Source organism: Chryseobacterium sp. PMSZPI, assembly GCF_002835665.1.
Lineage (GTDB): Bacteria > Bacteroidota > Bacteroidia > Flavobacteriales > Weeksellaceae > Chryseobacterium.
In genome coordinates, this window is sequence record NZ_PIZV01000029.1 from 19,118 (window position 1) to 38,946 (window position 19,829).

Here is a 19,829-nt window from a genome sequence, read left to right on the forward strand (position 1 = left end):
GTTAATTTTTATTTTGCGATACTTCTCGAGATCACGATTTTTTGAATTTCGGAAGTTCCTTCGTAGATCTGAGTGATTTTTGCATCCCTCATTAGTCTTTCTACGTGGTATTCTTTTACATATCCATATCCACCGTGAATTTGTACAGCTTCAATAGTAGTATCCATTGCTACTTGTGAAGCGTATAATTTTGCCATAGCACCACTTTCAGAGATATCTTTTCCTGCATCCTTTTCACATGCTGCTTTGAAACATAACATTCTAGCCGCTGTAATCTGAGTCGCCATATCTGCTAATTTGAATGCGATAGCCTGGTGGTTGATGATTTCAGTTTTGAATGCTTTTCTTGTTTTAGCATATTTTAACGCCAATTCATAAGCTCCTGACGCAATACCTAAAGCCTGAGATGCGATACCGATTCTTCCACCATTCAATACTGCCATAGCAAAGTTGAATCCAAATCCGTCTGCTCCGATTCTGTTTTCTTTTGGAACTTTTACATTGTTGAAGATCAAAGAATGTGTATCACTTCCTCTGATTCCTAATTTATCTTCTTTTGGTCCGATTTCAAAACCTTCCCAACCTCTCTCTACGATAAAAGCATTGATTCCTTTGTGCTTTTTTTCAGGATCCGTTTGTGCAATAACGATATAATAAGAAGCTGTTCCACCATTTGTAATCCAGTTTTTAATACCATTTAAAAGGTAGTAATCTCCTTTATCTTCTGCAGTTGTTTTCTGAGAAGTTGCATCAGAACCTGCTTCAGGCTCAGATAAAGCAAATGCTCCGATCACCTGTCCGCTTGCTAATGGAGTAAGGTATTTTACTTTTTGTTCTTCAGAAGCAAACTTTTCAAGACCGGCACATACCAATGAATTGTTTACAGACATTACAACTGCTGCAGAAGCATCTACTTTAGCAATTTCTTCCATTGCCAAAACGTAAGAAACACTGTCCATACCTGCACCGCCGTATTTTGGATCAACCATCATTCCTAAAAGACCCATCTCTCCCATTTTTTTAACCTGTTCTGCAGGAAATTTCTGGTCACGGTCTCTTTCAATAACTCCAGGTAATAATTCATTCTGTGCAAAGTCTCTTGCTGCCTGCTGAATCATCAGCTGTTCTTCCGATAAATTAAAGTTCATAAAAAAATAATTAGATAGCCGTAAATTTACACTTTTTAAGCAAATCTGAAAAAATAAATTGAATAGACTCAAAAGACTGGAAAAGGAGAGTCGAAAGAGCTCAGATTTAAATTGTGGCATGCAAAATGAATGTACATTAGTAAGGGGTAAAAAATATGTTTTGATTAAGATAAGTCTAATTTTTGACTGAACTTTCATTATTTATCTTTTCCTGCTCCCAGTAGCCTTTCTGAGCCAATATGTTATGGTACACATTCAACTTATTTGTATTTATTAAAATCAGAGGTCTACAATTAAAAAAAATGCTTATATTTAAATTTCTTTATAAATTACATAAAAAATCATGACGATCAAGAGATTATTCGATATTCCACATTACGCTTTAGAAAAATATCCTAAAACGGATATGTTTGTAACAAAATACCATGGCGAATGGAAGAAAACTTCTACACAGGAGTTTATTAATGAAGGAAATAAGATATCAAGGGGATTATTGAAATTAGGAATAAAGCCGGGGGATAAGATCGCTCTGATCACAACCAATTCCCGTACGGAATGGGCTATTATGGATTTTGGATTATCTCAGATCGGTGTCGTTTCTGTCCCGGTCTACCCGAGTATTTCTCCTGAGGATTATGAATTTATCTTCAACAATGCAGAAATTCAGTACTGTTTCGTCTCTGATAAGGATCTTTTTAATAAGGTAATGAAAGTAAAACACAATATCCCTACTCTACAAGGAATATTCACTTTCGACAATATCAGTGGCGCTGCCAACTGGAAAGAAATCCTGGATCTGGGTAAAGATGAATCTACCCAAATTGAAGTCGATGACCTTTCCAATGCCATCAATACAGAAGATTTAGCCACCATTATCTATACTTCAGGAACTACCGGAAGGCCCAAAGGAGTAATGTTGACACATAATAATATCGTATCTAATGTATTGGGTTCTATACCAAGGATTCCCAAGAAAAAAAGTTTAGATTACAAAGATAGCAGAGCACTGAGCTTTCTTCCTATTTGCCATATTTTTGAAAGAATGCTTTTCTACCTTTATCAATATAATGGTTTCTCTATTTATTTTGCAGAAAGTATTGATAAAATGGGTGAAAACGTAAAAGAAGTAAAACCTCATTATATGACGGTAGTACCGAGATTGGTGGAAAAAGTATATGATAAAATCTACAATACCGGTTCTTCTGCCGGAGGATTAAAATCAAAAATTTTCTTTTGGGCTCTCAATTTAATTACCAAAAAGAAAGAGGTTTCAAAACCATCCGGGCTTCAGGAAATTATTGCCGACAAATTGGTGTTTTCTAAATGGAGAGAAGGCTTAGGAGGTGAAATCATCACTTTAGTTTCAGGTTCTGCAGCTCTGTCTACAAGATTAAACCTAATGTTCCAGAATGCCGGAATTCCCATTTTGGAAGGATATGGACTTACGGAAACTTCTCCTGTAATTTCGGTAAACAGTTTTGAGAAAATGAAAGTGGGCACCGTAGGAGTTCCATTGGATAACTTAAAGGTAAAAATACAGGAAGACGGAGAAATCACCGTAAAAGGGCCATCAGTTTTCAAAGGGTATTTTCAAAATGAAGAAATGACCAAAGAGGCATTTACTGAAGACGGATATTTTAAAACCGGAGATATTGGACATATCGACAGCGATGGTTTTTTACAGATTACCGACCGCAAGAAAGAAATGTTTAAAACTTCAGGTGGAAAATATATTGCTCCTCAAACCATTGAAAATTTAGCAAAAGCTTCGAAATTCATAGAACAGATCATGGTAGTTGGTGATGGTGAAAAAATGCCATGTGCCTTAGTACAACCTGATTTTGATTTTGCAAAAAGTTGGGCCATGAGAAATAATTTAAATATAGGCTCTACTCCTGAAGAAATTGCCAAAAGCCCTGAATTAAAACAAAGAATTGAAAAAGAGATCGAAGGCATCAATGAACACCTTGGAAACTGGGAAAAAATCAAAAAGATTGAACTAACCCCTGAAGTATGGAGCATTGAAACCGGACTTTTAACTCCTACGTTGAAACTGAAGAGAAAGGCTGTAAAAGAGAAATTTATTGCACTCTACAACAAAATGTATGATCATCAGGATTAACAAATAATACCAACCGCTTCATCTGAAGCGGTTTTTTTGTGGGTCTAGTTTCTGATAAGTTTTGCTAAAGCCAATGGAATTTCTTTTTATTAAATCAACTCAAATCCAATTCTATTGACTTTTTCCTCTCGCTGATTTAAGATAACGTAGATTTTTTTAACACAATCTTTGTCATTCCGGTAGAAATCTAGCCTTACATTTTTATTCTGTGATGTTGAGATTCTTCCTTCGTCAGAATGACAAAGAGACTGCTATAAGACAATTAACAGTATTCATTAAAAAAACATCTGTGTTATTTGTGAAAACATTTGTGTAATCCGTGTTTTTCAACAAAACAAAAAAGCTGTCTCATATCTGAAACAGCTTTTGTATGATTTAAAATCAATAATTAGAATTTAATTACAGATTTCATTTTTTCATTTTCTTCCATTACCAATTCGTCATCAACAAGGATTTTTCCAGAGTGCTCATCAATAATGATTTTCTTTCTCTGAGCAATTTCCATTTGTTTTTGAGGTGGAATAGTAAAGAATGATCCTTTTGGAGCTCCTCTCTCTAATCCTACTACTGCAAGACCATTGATAGAGTTTGTTCTGATTCTGTTGTAAGAAGCTAATAATCTTTCGTCAATTTTACCTGCGAATTCTTTAGATTGCTCTAATAAATATTCTTCTTCTTTTTGAGTTTCAGAGATAAGACCTTCTAGTTCTTCTTTTTTGAACTTTAAGTGGTTTTTTAAATCATTGATTTTTCCATTAAGCTCATTTAAAGTTTCGTTTTTGTGAGCAATTTTAGCTCCGAATTCTTTAATTCTCTTTTCAGCAAGTTGAATTTCCAGGTCCTGGAATTCAATTTCTTTTCCTAATGCTTCAAACTCTTTATTGTTTCTTACATTATCCTGCTGAGATTTGTATTTCTCAATTAAAGTTTTTGCATGGTTAATAACTTCATGCTTTGTTTTGATCTGATCATCCTGATCTTTGATGTCTGCATGAAATTTTTCAGCTCTTTTTTCAAGCCCTTCAATCTCAATTTCAAGATCTTCAACTTCAATTGGCAATTCTCCTCTAGTATTTCGGATTTCATCCAATCTTGAATCAATGATCTGTAAATCGTATAAAGCTCTTAATTTTTCTTCAACTGAAATATCGTTGGTTTTTGCCATATTTAAATGAAATAATTTACTGGGTTGGTTTTTTCAATAGATTTTGAAATTGCAAATGTACTAAATTTTTGTGATAAAATTTCAAATAATTGTTGAGTCACAAATTGTTCTGATTCATAATGCCCTATATCGCCAATCAGCATTTTAGACTCAGCTAAAAAATAGTCGTGATATTTAAGATCTCCAGTAAGATAGGCATCACATTTTTTAGAAAGTGCAGATTTTATTCCGCCGGCTCCCGAACCTCCCAGAACACCTACCCTTTTAATCTTTTTGTTATTAAAAGGGGAATGTTTTATCACTTCAAGATTAAATTTTTCTTTTACCATTCTTAGAAAATCCTTCTCATCCATTGTTTCTTCCAACTCGCCATACATCCCCAAACCTGAATGATGGTTTTCATTATCCAGATGATATACCTGATATGCCACTTCTTCATATGGGTGTACCAATCTCATGGCAGCAATGATTTGTCCTTGTTTTGGGGATTCAAAAATTACAGAAATCATATCTTCATCTGCATGTTCACGAATATTCTGCTGTCCCGAAAACGGATTTGAACCTTCTATTGGTCTGAAAGTTCCCTTTCCATTAAGTGTAAAACTACATTCATCATAAAAGCCAATATTTCCGGCCCCTGCAGAGAAGAGAGCTTCTTTTACAGACTCGGAATGGTCTCTGGGAACAAAAACCGTAAGTTGTTTTAAATTATTTTTTTTAGGTTGAAGAATTTTCAGATCTTTTAATCCTAAGGCATTACAAATACCTCTATTGACTCCAAAGAAGTCATTATCAAATGCCGTATGGATAGCATAAATGGCAATTTTATTTTCAATAGCTTTTAAAACTGCTCTTTCTACATAATTCTTTCCTGTTAAAGATTTTAATCCGGAAAATATAATAGGATGGAAACACACAATTAAATTACAGTTTTTATCCATCGCTTCATTCACAACATTTTCCAGGGCATCATGACAAACTAAAATTCCGGACACATCACGATCAGGGACTCCGCATAACAATCCTACATTATCAAAATCTTCTGCCTGTCTTATGCTTATTTCTTCTTCAATTTTTGAAATTACAGTACTTAGTTTCATGAATCTATATTTTACAGTTAGGCGAAGATATTAATTTTACTAAAAAACTAAAAGAATTTCTGTACTCCATAAAAAAAGCCGGCTTAGATCAGGACCGGCTTGGATTCGAAAAATACTATAATTAATCTTTAAAAAGTGAAACCCTTGTAAAAGAATCGATGCTCACATTACAATTTATATCAGATTCCAGAAAAAGTTGATATCCCCTACCTGGAGCCAGACTTGCAGGATCTGCAATAGTGTAGAAATAAAATGTAAGTAGTTTCCCTAAACCACTGGACCCACTGGGAAGAAGTTGAATTGAATTGACTTCAAAACCTGAGTCCGGGTTTGTGAAAGTTGCCTTTACAGATCCGGAAGAATTAGATCCCGGAGTCACATTGGCAATTAATCTCCATACATGAACCTGACCTGAAATTTCATTTTCCCTCCATTTTCCTGAAGCTGCATCATAAATATTGGCAGTAACACCAGGAAACGGCACTGTAGTTTCCGGCCAGCTTGTTGTAGGACTGGCTGCAAAAACCAATGGTACAGCATAATTTACCTGCAGTCGCGGTCCATATGTGTTTCCTGATGAAATTAAGCTAAGAGAAGGTTTTACATTTGCGTTTCCAGAATTCACTTTAACGACACCGTCATTACCAGCCTGAGAAGATGTGGGAACAAAAAGCTGTCTCCAGAGGGTACCGTCCCAATACTGGAAATTATTCGTTGTCGTATTAAAAATAAGGGTTCCTGCAGTCAGACTATTATTAACAACACCTGCAGGGGGTACTGTTAAAGGGTCATTATCAGCCAGATTAGTATCTCTGTCCATGTCGGAAAGACGAGGAATCAGAATTCCTTTCTGATTGGAAACAATCTCTAATACCGTTGCTCCATTTGGATTAGTTGTATTAATCCCAACCTGAGCATATATAAAACTATATATGAAAATCGGAACAAATAAGGTTAAAATTTTTCTCATGATCTTAGATTTTGTTGAATAAAATTACAAACTACCACAAAAAAAACGTTAAAAAATAAATTTTTATATGTCATATTTTATTCGTATTTTGTTAAATATAACACATTGTAAATCATGTGTTTAAATACAAATAACTCACTTTTCAATGATAGAAAAACTATTAACATTTGCAAATTTCTTTTAACAATCATATATTTACCTTATACTTTAGAGAAATTATTAACTTCGTTGTGAAATAACCTTACCCCAATGGAAAGAGAACATCATCTTGTTCCGGAAGATGCACTTTGGAAAAGATACCTTTTTCGTATCATTTATCGTTCAGACACCAAACTCGGAAAACTGTTTGATATTATATTATTATCATTAATTCTTGTAAGTACTGCCATTATTATGATGGAAAGTGTACCTCAGCTTGACAAAAAATTCCACTATACCTTCCTGATTCTTGAATGGATTATTTCTATTTTTTTCACAATAGAGTATTCTATGCGGATTGCTGTAATAAAAAATAAGAAACATTATATTTTTAGTTTTTTTGGAATTATAGATTTTCTTGCCCTTGTGCCATTTTACTTAAGTTTCTTTTTTCCTATTACCAAGTATTTTCTGATTTTCAGAATGCTGAGAATGTTAAGAATATTCAGGATTTTCAATTTATTGGACTTCATGAATGATGGTTATCTTATTGTACGGGCATTAAAAAACAGTTCCAGAAAAATCTATATTTTCCTTTTGTTCCTGATTATTTTTTCAGTAATTGTTGGTTCTTTAATGTTTATGGTGGAAGGTGGAAGACAGGGATTTGAAACAATACCACAGTCTATCTATTGGGCAGTCGTTACCGTAACTACTGTTGGCTATGGTGATGTATCACCGATAACACCGTTGGGAAAGTTTTTTGCAGTAGTTTTAATGCTGGCTGGATATTCCATTATAGCAGTCCCTACCGGAATCGTAACGGCAGAAATGCGAAATAAAAGACAAAATTTAGAAAAAGTTTGTGACCGGTGTGGCAATGAAGATATTGATGATGATGCCAGGTACTGCAAACAATGTGGCAAGAAATTAGCTTGATATTCAATATCAATTTAATTTATTCACCAAACACCACAAAATCATGGAACCAAAAAAGAAAAACAAACCGAATAGTTTAGTGATTATTCTTTTTGTACTGATCGTACTGATGGTTATCATCTATTTTATTCTTGTCATGTTCTTCCCAACCATTTTCGATCTTATGAATAAGGGAGATATACAGCCGGTACCCAATAAGTAATGGATAATATAAAAAAGGGCGAGATGATTCGCCCTTCTAATTTTATGTCAACCTATTTCAGGATTACTCATATATTGGTGATGTTTTTATTTTTTTATACTCTTTATGACTTGCTTAGAACCATCTTTCATCTCTAGTATCAACATATAAACTCCTTGTTTTAAATCTCCTAACTGGAGTACAGAAGAAGGTTTCTCTACCGTTTTTATCAATTTTCCTGAAATATCTGTCACAGAAACTGATTTTACCTGATCAGTTTTTGAAATATTCAAAACATCGACGAATGGATTAGGATATACTTTAATATTATTTTTATTTCCTGAGATCTCTGAAGTACTCAGGTTGTTACCTTTTGAAATCTTGATCGTAAAAGCTCCCAATGTCACACCAGAGTAATTATACGTAGTTCCAACATTCACAAAATATTTTGTACCGGAAATTGTGGGTATAGTAAGTTCTTCAGCATTAGAATATGAACTATTGTTATCAGCCTCTCCTACACAAACAAGATTATTGCAATTTCCACTATACACACCTATTTTAGTATTAAAAGAAAATGAATTAGGTTTTGCATTAATGGTATACATACTGCCGTCTCCTGTAAATGTAAACCAACCACCATCACTCATTACACTACATGTAGAAATTCCACCATTTTCATTTGTCAGACCTTCACCATCATTTTGAGAATAAGTATACGGAAAAGAAGATGCAATTAAAGCTCCCGAACATATATCATTAACAGGTGGGGTTTTAAATGTTATTTCCGAACATCCTGAAGATTGTCCACCAGCCCCCACAGATACCACTTTTAAATAATAAGTAGTTCCATAATTGAGTGATACAGAAGGGGTAAAACTATTGGTAGATGTTGATATTTGGTTAACTACATCTATTCCTCCCGAAGTTGTTCCAATTGATACTTTATAGGATATAACCCCTTGAACAGCTCCCCATTTAATGGTTGGTAGCACAGAAACCCCATTTGCATTTTGAGCAGGATATGAAATTATAGGACACGCAGGAATACTATTTACCGTTAATCCTAAAATAGTAATTACCGATTTTTCTCCTGACCTTAAGCCAAACGGAGGTGCGGCCGGGTCAATATCAGTACTTCCAAAAAAATACATGCTAGAATTATCAACCGAATCATATGTATAAAATCTTGCCGTAAATGCAGAAGTAGTAATAATACTTCCCGGTGTATTTTCGTCTACTGCAACAACTAAGTTATCCGTATTATTATAAGCAAAAGGAGATGTAAAAGTAACTAAAACCTCTCCTCCATTATTACTAATGATTCCATCAAATACTTCCGTCAACTCGGAAAGAGGAATATAATCCTGTGGGAAAGTGTCATTAAAAGAAGTCTTAGAAGTATGACCAAGATAAACTTTCAAATCCTTAAAACTAGAAATATTTGCAGAAGGATCTATATAAAACTTTAATCCGGTAATATTTCCCGCGGCACTAGCATTGATTTCACTTTTAGTAAATATTTGTTGAGTATAACTATAATCAAAAATAGTATTAACTGGAAAATCACCAGGATTTGTACTTCCTCCCCCCAATGTTATCTGAGCATTGAGCACCATATTTACAGTAAATAGCAGGCATAATAGTAATTGTTTTTTCATAATTGTTTTTTTAATTGCTTTAGTAAGGTAAAAACACCATATTTTTTTTCAAAAAAAAATTTCAATAAAAACCGATTAACCAACAGCCGAAAATTAAATATCAAAATCATATTTTCCACATAAAACAAACAAAAACAAATAATTAAAAATCAATATTTTAAAAAACAGAAACAAAAAAGGCAGATTAGTATTATTTTCCTAATATTTTTTTCACACAAAAAAAGATGAGCCAGTTGACTCATCTTAATATTTTACTATAATTATCTATTATTTCTTAATTACTTTTAGTGTCTGCTTAGAACCGTCTTTCATGTTCAAAATAACCATATACATTCCAGCCTGCAAATCTCCCACATCAAGCATTGAACTCGGTTGATCAAAATTTTTCATCAATCTTCCGGAAACATCTGTAATAGAAATTGATTTTACCTGCTCTATTTTTGAAATATTAAGCGTTTCTGTGAATGGATTAGGATATATCTTAATACCGGAATTGTTTTTATTGACTTCCGAGACAGCTAATGAAGACTCTATAGCAAGATTATCTACAAAGAATTCATAATCTTCAGGATCATCAATTGAGCCTGTAGATCCATAAAATGCAAAAACAACATGACTTCCTGTGTAAGATGTAAGATTATAAGAAAAATTTGCAGAGGTGTTCGATGGGCTATTTGCTGCATCCCAGGTCTGAAGAACAGTCCAGGTGGTTCCCCCGTCAGCAGATATTAAAAACTGTACGATGTCATCAGAGCCCATACCGGACGAAGCGTCACTTCCATATTCAGTAATTCCATAATTAAATGATATTTTATATCCACCTGCCGATAAATCAAAAGGAGCTGTCTTCAACCAGCCAATACGACCATCAGAATATAAATTCATTGTAGCCGCATTATTGGATGCTCCCGAATTCAAAAAGTCTTCTTCATACCAGTATTCATCTGTTCCTGTAGGCCCGGTGGAAGAATCCCCACCCGACATCTGTGCCCAGCAATCAATAGGGAAAGTAGAAAAATCATTAGAATATGTTGGAACAATAGATGTACATGGTGTAGAGAATGATGTCCCTAAAGACCAAAAGCTTTTATCTGTAGCACTACATACAGATCGAACCCATACATAATAATCCGTTGCAGGTGTCAGGTTAGGGAGTTGTGCAGAAACAGCAGACCCTCCTACACTTCCGGTAGCTATAGCGGCTGGCAATGGTGCTGTACTTGTAGTAGACAAATAATATTCATACCCTAGTCCCACAGTACTTGTTGAAGCAGTCCATGAAATTTCTGCCTGATTTGATACCACTGAATTAACGAGCAAAGAACTTGGGGCAAGACAACTTGGAACCGCCCCTATGATGACAGTATAATCATGGGCTTCTCCATATCCATCAATTTCACACGGTATGGGGTATTCATCATATTTATCCCCTACTCTCATTCGATACGTCCCCGGTGTTACTGTTGCGGGAATAACAATCGAACTGCTAGTAACATTGCTACCATTTACATCTTCCACACTTATACCTGATCCCACCAATTCAGTAGTCTCGTCAAAAGTTCCATCATTATTAAAATCTATCCAAATACGTACATGCTGAGAATAGGCATCATGGGTAATCGCAAAAGAATAAGCAACTCCGGCATTCAAATTAATTGTCTTAGAAGTAAAATCTTCATAAGCTGCTGAGGAGCATCCGGTATCCAAATCACTAAACCCCGCAGCCGGGATTTCAAAACTGTCTATTTGATCTCCCAAAGAACATCCGTATGGGAAACTAGGAACACAATAGGTTTGACCAAAAACACAAGCCCCGATGGTTAGAAAACCAACAAGTAAAAAATTTTTCATATAATACATTTATTTATGATTGGTATGACCAAATTAATAAAAAATATATTATTATTTTAATATTTATTAAATAAATCACGCAATTAAGAATATTTTCAATTATTTAAAAATTAATTATTTACCGCTTCTGATCTAAACAAAAAAACGACCGGAATTTCTTCCGGTCATCTTTTTAGCTTTCGCTATAATCAGAAATTAAACACTTATTTTTTCATTGCTTTTATAGTCTGTTGGGATCCATCTTTCATATGCAGTGTTACCAAATACATTCCTTCTTTCAGGTCTTCCAAATGAAGAACCGATGATGGAGTTTCTATTGTTTTCACTATTCTTCCTGCAAGGTCAACAATAGAGATTGATTGTACTTTGGCAACATCGGAAATATTCAAAGTACTTGTAAACGGATTAGGATATAGCTTCACGGTTTCTTTTGTTGAAACTTCAGAAGTTCCCAAACAAGAGGCATTCACAGTTACAGTAACCGGTTGTCTTGCGCTCTCACAAACACCAGAGAATTTCCAATTGTAAATATAGTACCAGTAATTAGGTCCGGAAGAGAAATTATTTCCTGTTACATTAATAGAACTTGACGTGAACGGGTAAGTTGCACCAGCTGTATTTCTATTTAAGTTTACTGCAGCTCCAAGCCCTTGTCCTATTCTATACCCAGTCCCTACAGGTAATGCATAGTTAAGATTAACAGTTTGTGGAGTTGTTCCATCATTTACTGAAACAGTATAAGGAACAGAAATTAAAGTAGCTCCTGAATTATCTCTAATCTCTATTGCGGAATTAGTTCCTATTGCAACTGTAGATGTAGGGAAAACATCGATACTTGTTAATACAACAGGTGAAGTAACATCAAATATCTGATAATAAGTACCAATATCATAATTGCTTGAGCTTATACTTCCCAATACAGAAGGGCTTGCCGGCCCTACCGTTGTAACAGCTCCATTTGATTTTGCACTTACATAATAAGTAGTATTTGTCGTAATAACAGGGGTAGTATAAGAAGGTCCTGCTCCCAAAACGGTCCCTCCTGTTGCTGCATCATACCAGGTAATCGTCGCTCCGGCATCTGCTGTAGCTGTTATTGTAGCCGATCCGGATGCGCCGCAAACAGCAGCCCCATTAGCACTTAAAATAGCAGGAGGCTGACACAATGTTCTAAATGTTGCACCTATAGACCAAACACTTATATCGGTACCACTACAATGAGATCTTACCCAAACATAATAAGTAGTAGCCGGCGTCAATGGAGAAAGTGGCGTCGATAGGCCCGAAACGCCTGTTATATTAGGAACAGCGGTCATTGCAGGCGCTGTATTAGATGTAGTATAGTAAACATCATACCCACTTGCCGGAGGAGTGGTAGAAGCCGTCCAGGAAAGATTAGCTGAATTTGGTGTAATTGTTCCAACTGTCAACCCTGTAGGTTCTATACAAGTAGGAATACTTTCTACAAAAACATCGTCTATATAAACACCTCTGGAAGTACCTCCAAGACCATGTTTGAAAGCTAAATACTGATCTGCTCCTGCAGGAATATTAACGATATATGATACCCAGGAATTTGTTAATGCGATACTACTTCCAATTGCTGTAAAAGATGCAGGGTTAGAAGTACTATTAAGTGTTCCTATCTGCAAAGTATATCCGGCACTTCCTCCTTTCGCCATAAATCTCACCCTTCTTGTTCCATCAGCCAAATTGGTTGTCTGTGGAGAGACCAACATAATATTTCCGCTGTTATCAGAACTATTGTATAAATAATAACTATTTGGAGAAGAAGAAGGTCCCGTAGAAGACACATAGCCATATCCCGCACTACCCGCAGTTTTTACAAAAGACCAGCATATAGGAGCATTAATATTCGAAGACGAACCGGTTGCCGTAGTATCAAAATTCTGAGCATACGGAACTGTAGTAGACACACAAACCGTTGAAAAGCTTCTTTCTGTACAAGATGCAGAAAGACTGGTTGCTGTATAAGCTTTTACAGTATAATAGTAAACTGTACCATTGTTAAGAGGAGTGGTCAACGTATAACTTGTTACATTCCCCATATCAAAATCATTCATTACATCTGAAGCTCCCGCAGAAGTACCTATTCTCAATTTATACCCTGTCGCTTGGTTTACAGCTGACCAGGTAATCGTTGGAGTGATTGAAACATTTGCCGCTGCTGAAGCCGGCGCCGAAACAGTTGGACAAGGAATTGTAGTAGTCGTAAAAGTACTTGCATTACAACCTGTTGCCGAGCCTATCCCATTTTTAGGAATAACTGTTAAATAATATTGAGTAGAATATGCCAAAGGTGAAGCTGAAGGAACTGAATAAGTAGTAACATTTCCTACATCTACATTATTTATTACATTTGTTCCTCCCGGCGTTGTTCCAAGGCTGATAGAATAGCTTGAAGTGATAGGAGATGCCACCCAGGTAAAAGTTGGGGTGACAGATACTCCCGTAGCGGCATTAGCCGGAGATGAAACTGTTGTACAAGGTGGTACTGTTGTTGGTGGGGGTACCGTCGCATCAAAAGCAATCACAGGTCTTCTATAATTGGAATTGGTAAGTGTAGGTCCAAAAGCTGCCGTTGTCAATACATATTTTGTCGTATTATTATTTGAGCTATTCACACAACTTGCACCATACTCATAATCCCAGGCTATAGCAGCCGCCTGCCCTGCCGTTTGTGAATATTCTAAATAGACAGCAAGATTACTTCCTAACGTGTACACAAAGTTTGTAGAATGTAAGAATTTCTTATATCCCGATGTACTTCCTACTGCCGTATCAGGATTAGAATCATAAACCGGGGTTGCTGTTCCTATTTCTGAAGCCCAATCTAAGTCGGCAGCTCCAAAATCTGTTACAGTAACGTTTTTCAGGTAAATTTTAAAATTGGTAGTACTGTTTAAACTTCCTGAAGAGCTCAATCTCTTAAAATAAGTAGAAGTAATTGTACCATTAGCGATAGTTGCCAATTGAGAAGCAGGAATAATAAATGCAATTCTGTTTTTACTATCTGTTGCTGTTACACTATTCATAGGGCCATAAGTGTTGGTTGTTAACCCCGACGAACAGGTTGCCAACGTAAAGCTCTGTCCCAAATACATTTGATAAGTACACAAACTCATCAAAAGCAAAAAGAGTAAATTTAGTTTTTTCATATAGTTTAAGTAAAAGTTAGGCAGTAAAAATAAATAAATATTTAAATTAAACTCAATAAACAATATAAATAAATAATAAAAACATAAATATTATTAATTATTTTTAATTAAAATTAAACAAATATTTAATTTTAACAATTTATCATTAATTAATGAATAATTACAAATAACTGACTTTCAATAAATTACAATAAATTTATAAAATATATCCTAACTAACTACTTCTTATTTAACATAAAATAATTATTAAAAAAAATCATTAATATTACTGAAACCACAATAAAAAAAGTGGCAAAAAGCCACTTTTTCAGATATTTAGATGTATTTCTTTTAGTTCAGATAAAACTCATACTTATTCAATAGTTGAATTTCTTTAATCAAATCTCCGTTCAAATCCACAGAGTGTTTCATCGATTGAACTTCAATATGAGAATCATCATCAATATTTTTGATAAAGAATTTTAATTTCTGATTTCCCTTATTTCTCTCCAAAACTGTTCTGAAAAAATCCAGATCTTCAGGTCTCACATCCATCACATCCATCACCAATGAAATACTTTTGGCAAATCTTTCAAATGCTTCCTGAAGTTCAATTACATCATTCACATTCACGAAAACTCTTCCATCTTTTACCTGAGCAAATTTTATTTTAAAAATAACAAATCTCTGGACTTCAAGCTTTTCTTTCAACCTCATATAATCTCTATCTCCCAACCTGAAAGAATAAGAACCTGAATAATCTTCCAGAGTTACAAAAGCTACTTTTTCACCACTTCTAAAACCATCCTGAACTCTATATTCCGTAATCAAACCTGCAACAGTATATTCTTTTCCTCCGCCACCATTTTCTCTTTCTTTCTGAAGCGTTTTCCAGTCTTTCTTTTTCTCTTCAAATAATTCCTCCTGTTTATTAGCGAAAGCCTGCTCCTTATATGCATCCACTTCATCAAGATTTAAAAATAAGAAATTTCCTTTCGGCTCAGCTTTCTTAGTAACCTCTTCTACAACTTCTTCATCCCCGATAGACATCTCATCGGATACAATTTCAGTAAGATCTACAGATTCATCCTGTGCATCCTGTTCCAGAACAGGCGTTTCATCCGTTTTCTCTTCAATATCTTTTTCAAGAACCGCTTTTTTGGAAAGCTGTCCCTGCATAAACTGAAATTGATATTTAAACTCATCCAGCGGGTGAGCAGAAAGATAGAAACCAATGATTTCTTTTTCTTTATTAAGCTTATGCATATTGGGCCATTCCGGACAAGGAGCCAATTTAGGTTGTTCAATCTGAACTTCTTCAGCGAAATCTGCAAATAATGAATGTTCCATTTCATTTTTACTTTCCTGGAAGCTCTGCCCATAACGAATCAATCTCTCCAGATTCGTTCTCCCGGCCATATCAATGTCAAAATACTGACCTCTATGGAAGGCATCCAATTCGTCAAAAGCACCTGCCAGCACCAAACTTTCCGCAACTCTTTTATTCATTTGAGAAGGTAAAATCCTCTCAAAGAAATCATAAATATTTTTGAATCGTCCGTTTTCCCTTTCTCTTGTAATAGCTTCGCTCGGTCCCTCTCCGATTCCTTTAATAGCTCCCAAACCAAATCGAATCTGCCCTTTTTCGTTTACCGAGAATTTATATTGAGATTCATTCACATCAGGTCCCAAAACATCAACTCCCATACTCTTACAATCTTCCATGAACATGGTAATAGAGTCTGTATTGTTGATATTATTACTCATTACACTCGCCATGTATTCTGCAGGATAATTGGCTTTCAAAAAAGCTGTTTGATAAGCAATAAAAGCATAACATGTTGAGTGGGATTTATTGAAGGCATATTCTGCAAAGGCTTTCCAGTCGTTCCAGATTTTTTCCAATCGCTCTTCATTCAGATTGTTTTTTCGTCCTCCTTCAATAAATTTAGGATACATTTTATTAAGAACGTCAATCTGTTTTTTACCCATTGCTTTTCTCAAGGTATCGGCCTCACCTTTTGTAAAGTTGGCTAACTTTTGAGATAAAAGCATTACCTGCTCCTGATATACTGTAATACCATAGGTTTCTTTAAGGTATTCTTCAGTTTCCGGTAAATCGTAAACAATTTCTTCAATTCCATGCTTTCTGTTAATAAAGTTCGGAATGTATTTAATCGGACCCGGACGATACAAGGCATTCATGGCAATAAGGTCGGCAAAAACAGTTGGTTTAAGCTCCCTCATGTATTTTTGCATCCCGGGACTTTCATATTGGAAAATCCCAACCGTTCTTCCTTCTTTAAATAATTGATATGTTTTAGTATCATCCAATGGAATCAAATCCGGATCAATATCTACTCCATATCTTGCTTTCACCAATTTTAAAGCATCTTTAATAATCGTTAAGGTTCTCAGACCCAGGAAGTCCATCTTCAGAAGACCTGCACTTTCCGCTACCGAGTTATCAAACTGAGACACTAAAATATCGGCATCCTTTGCCGCAATCGTCACCGGAACAAGATTACTTACATCTTCCGGCGTAATAATTACACCACAGGCGTGAATCCCGGTATTCCTGATACATCCTTCCATTTTCTTCGCACTCGCAAGCACTCCATGACGGGCATCATCAGGACTATCAAGAACATATCTCATCTCATCAACGAGCATTTGCTCTTCCGGTTTCAATTTATCATATTTCGCTAAAGCTTTCGCAATATTCATTCCCGGAGTGGAGGGAATAAGTTTAGCAATGTTATTGGTATCAGGAATTGGTACATCCAATACCCTTCCGGCGTCTTTAATGGCAGATTTCCCACCAAGAACCGAATACGTAATAATCTGTGCCACCTGACTTTGTCCATATTTTTCAATAACCCATTTGATTACCCTGTCTCTTCCTTCATCATCAAAGTCAATATCAATATCGGGCATGGACACCCTTTCCGGATTCAGGAATCTCTCAAAAAGGAGATCATACTTAATAGGGTCTACATTGGTAATTCCGATACAATAAGCTACTGCCGAACCTGCAGCAGATCCCCTTCCCGGACCTACCCAAACTCCCATATTACGGGCTTCATTACAGAAGTCCTGTACAATAAGGAAGTACCCCGGATAACCGGTATTGGCAATTACTTCCAACTCAAAATCAAGACGTTCTTTGATATCAGCAGTAATACCATTCTCCCCATATCGTCTTCTGGCTCCTTCATAGGTCAAATGGGTAAGATAAGCCATTTCTCCTCTTTTTCCGCCGTCTACCTCATCTTCGGCGTGAATAAATTCTTCCGGAATATCAAACTTCGGAAGGAGAACATCTCTTTTTAGAGTATAAGGCTTAAATTTTGCAAAGAATTCTTCATACGCTTCAAAAGCATCCGGATAAGCAAGAAAAGCCTCTTTTATCTCGTCTGAATTTTTGATGTAGTATTCTCCTGTTGCAAGCCCCCTCCTTTTACCAAACCCTTTACCAACAGGTGTTGAAAGCTTTTCACCATCTTTGATACAGCTTACAATATCCTGAATATTGGAATCATCTTTATTGGTATAAAAAGTTTCGTTTTGCGCTAATATTTTAACATTGTATTTATCTGCCAGATACAATAAAACTTCATTTAAATGCTCTTCTTCAGGCAGCTTATGGTTTTGAAGCTGTACATAAAAATCATCTTCAAAAGTATCTTTCCACCATTTGAAAAGCTCCTCACCTTTTTGCTCCCCTGTATTTAAGATCGCATCAGGAATATCACCATGAATCCCTGAAGTCAATGCAATGACGCCTTCTTTATATTGAGCGATTAATTCTCGACTTACCCTCGGAACCCCGAAATAAAATCCTTTTAAGAAACCAATACTTGAAAGCTTGGCCAAATTTTTATATCCATTAAAATCTTTTGCCAAAAGTACCACTTGTGTTCTCCTATCCGGATCATCTTTGGTAAACTGCTTTTGCTCATAACGATCCGAAATATAAAATTCACAACCTACCACAGGAATCAATGATTCCGAAACCGGCTCTTCTTCATTAAAATCCGTTCCGTTTTCTTCTGCTTCCTGTTTTTTAGCTAAATATTCTTTATATTTTTTTGCACGATCCCCATTAGCTCCCTCTACTGCAGAAACAAACTTAAAAGCTCCCATCATATTTCCAAGATCCACCATCCCGACAGCAGGGAAGTTTTCTTCAGAAGCTTTTTTTATCAGGTCGTTAATACTGGTAGTAGCTGTTAATGTAGAAAAAACACTATGATTGTCAAAGTTGAAATATTTACCTAGATCAATCTCATCAATACTTCCAAAGTCCTGCTGTTTCTTTTTATTATGGAAATCTGCAACCTGTCTTCGGATGATAATGCCAAAAGGCTTGATCGGATCAGGATAAAGACTTTTGAAATAATTTAATTGATCTTCTGATATTTTCAAAACCTCAGCAGGAACCACTCCGATTCTCATCATCTCAAAGAAAACCTGAGCTGTAGCATTTACGTCGGCTGCTGCGTTGTGTGCTTCATCAAATTTATTTCCATACAGCTTTTCATAAAGCTCTTCCAGTTTTGGAGGTTTAAATCTACCTCCTCTGCCTCCTCCCAACTGGCAGTAGTCAGTTCCCAGAATCATCGTATCAGCTCTGGGTTTTTCCTGTAAATTATCTTTTATATTCTTCCTGTAGAATTCTGCTCCTACAATATTATAATCGAATTCTACATTATGTCCCGAAACTACCCTTATCTTCTCGAGAACCTTCGAAAATTCTTCAAGAATCTCCTGGAGATCCCGTCCTTCTTCATTGGCAATTTTAGTTGTAATCCCGTGAATCCTAGCTGCATTAAAGGGAATATCGTACCCTTCAGGTTTTATTATATAATCCTGATTTTCAATCAATTTCCCGTCATCATCATGTACCTGCCATGCAATCTGAACCATTCTTGGCCAGTTATCCGAATCTGAAAGCGGGGCGTTGAAATTTTTTGGTAAACCAGTTGTTTCTGTGTCAAAAATTAAATACATATAATTTTCTAACTTTTTTATAAAAAAGAGAATGTAAAGTTACTTCATTTTTTCCAATTATGGATTGATAACTCTCATTTAAACCATCTATAATACGTAAAAAAATATGATCATTATTTCACAGTTAGCTCATGGTTTAAGATAAAAATTACCGATACAATAATCAATATAGAAAACACTTCAAAAAAAACACAAATAAAGAATAAATTTATCATTAATCTATATAATAAATTTAAAAAAAGATATTGATAGATATGAGTATTATTTTTTAAATATCTCCCTATCTTTCAAATCATTAGTTCTTTTTCCCAAATTGAAACTCATCAAAATTGGAAAATATTTGCTTCTTTCCTTACCTACTAATACCAACTTGAGCTAAATAA

At 35.3% G+C, this 19,829-nt stretch carries 11 protein-coding genes; 3 read left to right on the forward strand and 8 right to left on the reverse strand.

Features of this window, described 5'->3' with window-relative positions:
- Nucleotides 1-8 precede the first annotated feature (8 nt).
- Nucleotides 9-1,148: an acyl-CoA dehydrogenase gene (locus CW752_RS06260; protein WP_101238899.1), complete on the reverse strand. Its 1,140-nt coding sequence runs from the start codon at nt 1,146-1,148 to the stop codon at nt 9-11.
- A gap of 343 nt (nt 1,149-1,491) precedes the next feature.
- Between CW752_RS06260 and CW752_RS06265 the strand changes: the two genes are divergently transcribed.
- The gene (locus CW752_RS06265; RefSeq protein WP_101238900.1) at nt 1,492-3,270 is read left to right on the forward strand and encodes an AMP-dependent synthetase/ligase; all 1,779 of its coding nucleotides are present in this window, start codon (nt 1,492-1,494) and stop codon (nt 3,268-3,270) included.
- Between the two features lie 388 nt (nt 3,271-3,658).
- On the opposite strand, the gene CW752_RS06270 is transcribed toward CW752_RS06265, so the two are convergent.
- From CW752_RS06270 to CW752_RS06280, 3 genes are all read right to left on the reverse strand, one after another.
- Nucleotides 3,659-4,435, reverse strand: a complete 777-nt coding sequence (locus CW752_RS06270) for a zinc ribbon domain-containing protein (RefSeq protein ID WP_101238901.1) — start codon at nt 4,433-4,435, stop codon at nt 3,659-3,661.
- Between the two features lie 2 nt (nt 4,436-4,437).
- Nucleotides 4,438-5,535, reverse strand: a complete 1,098-nt coding sequence (locus CW752_RS06275; protein ID WP_101238902.1) for a Nif3-like dinuclear metal center hexameric protein — start codon at nt 5,533-5,535, stop codon at nt 4,438-4,440.
- A gap of 121 nt (nt 5,536-5,656) precedes the next feature.
- Nucleotides 5,657-6,505 (reverse strand): hypothetical protein, encoded by an 849-nt coding sequence (locus CW752_RS06280; protein WP_101238903.1) that lies wholly within the window; start codon nt 6,503-6,505, stop codon nt 5,657-5,659.
- 249 nt (nt 6,506-6,754) lie between these two features.
- Here CW752_RS06280 and CW752_RS06285 point away from each other — a divergent pair, with 249 nt between their 5' ends.
- Nucleotides 6,755-7,582, forward strand: a complete 828-nt coding sequence (locus CW752_RS06285; RefSeq protein WP_101238904.1) for an ion transporter — start codon at nt 6,755-6,757, stop codon at nt 7,580-7,582.
- 43 nt (nt 7,583-7,625) lie between these two features.
- Complete coding sequence (locus CW752_RS16850) at nt 7,626-7,784, forward strand: hypothetical protein (RefSeq protein WP_185117580.1); 159 nt, start codon at nt 7,626-7,628, stop codon at nt 7,782-7,784.
- A gap of 86 nt (nt 7,785-7,870) precedes the next feature.
- Here the strand turns inward: CW752_RS16850 and CW752_RS06290 are convergent, their stop codons facing one another.
- The 4 genes from CW752_RS06290 to dnaE all read right to left on the reverse strand — a co-directional run bounded on the left by CW752_RS06290 (nt 7,871) and on the right by dnaE (nt 19,446).
- A complete protein-coding gene (locus CW752_RS06290; protein WP_101238905.1) occupies nt 7,871-9,424 on the reverse strand; it encodes a T9SS type A sorting domain-containing protein in 1,554 nt (517 codons plus the stop codon).
- Nucleotides 9,425-9,691: 267 nt separating this feature from the next.
- On the reverse strand, nt 9,692-11,275 hold the full coding sequence (locus CW752_RS06295; RefSeq protein ID WP_185117581.1) for a GEVED domain-containing protein: 1,584 nt from the start codon (nt 11,273-11,275) through the stop codon (nt 9,692-9,694).
- 203 nt (nt 11,276-11,478) lie between these two features.
- Complete coding sequence (locus CW752_RS06300) at nt 11,479-14,454, reverse strand: T9SS type A sorting domain-containing protein (RefSeq protein ID WP_101238907.1); 2,976 nt, start codon at nt 14,452-14,454, stop codon at nt 11,479-11,481.
- A 330-nt stretch (nt 14,455-14,784) separates the two neighbouring features.
- Entirely contained in the window at nt 14,785-19,446 is a 4,662-nt protein-coding gene (gene dnaE, locus CW752_RS06305; RefSeq protein ID WP_101238908.1) for a DNA polymerase III subunit alpha, read from the reverse strand.
- Nucleotides 19,447-19,829 lie beyond the last annotated feature (383 nt).

Bases quoted from the DNA above. Each gene is read 5' to 3' on its own strand.
- CW752_RS06260 (WP_101238899.1), bottom strand. From the start codon at position 1,148: ATGAACTTTAATTTATCGGAAGAACAGCTGATGATTCAGCAGGCAGCA.
- CW752_RS06265 (WP_101238900.1), top strand. From the start codon at position 1,492: ATGACGATCAAGAGATTATTCGATATTCCACATTACGCTTTAGAAAAA.
- CW752_RS06270 (WP_101238901.1), bottom strand. From the start codon at position 4,435: ATGGCAAAAACCAACGATATTTCAGTTGAAGAAAAATTAAGAGCTTTA.
- CW752_RS06275 (WP_101238902.1), bottom strand. From the start codon at position 5,535: ATGAAACTAAGTACTGTAATTTCAAAAATTGAAGAAGAAATAAGCATA.
- CW752_RS06280 (WP_101238903.1), bottom strand. From the start codon at position 6,505: ATGAGAAAAATTTTAACCTTATTTGTTCCGATTTTCATATATAGTTTT.
- CW752_RS06285 (WP_101238904.1), top strand. From the start codon at position 6,755: ATGGAAAGAGAACATCATCTTGTTCCGGAAGATGCACTTTGGAAAAGA.
- CW752_RS16850 (WP_185117580.1), top strand. From the start codon at position 7,626: ATGGAACCAAAAAAGAAAAACAAACCGAATAGTTTAGTGATTATTCTT.
- CW752_RS06290 (WP_101238905.1), bottom strand. From the start codon at position 9,424: ATGAAAAAACAATTACTATTATGCCTGCTATTTACTGTAAATATGGTG.
- CW752_RS06295 (WP_185117581.1), bottom strand. From the start codon at position 11,275: ATGAAAAATTTTTTACTTGTTGGTTTTCTAACCATCGGGGCTTGTGTT.
- CW752_RS06300 (WP_101238907.1), bottom strand. From the start codon at position 14,454: ATGAAAAAACTAAATTTACTCTTTTTGCTTTTGATGAGTTTGTGTACT.
- dnaE (WP_101238908.1), bottom strand. From the start codon at position 19,446: ATGTATTTAATTTTTGACACAGAAACAACTGGTTTACCAAAAAATTTC.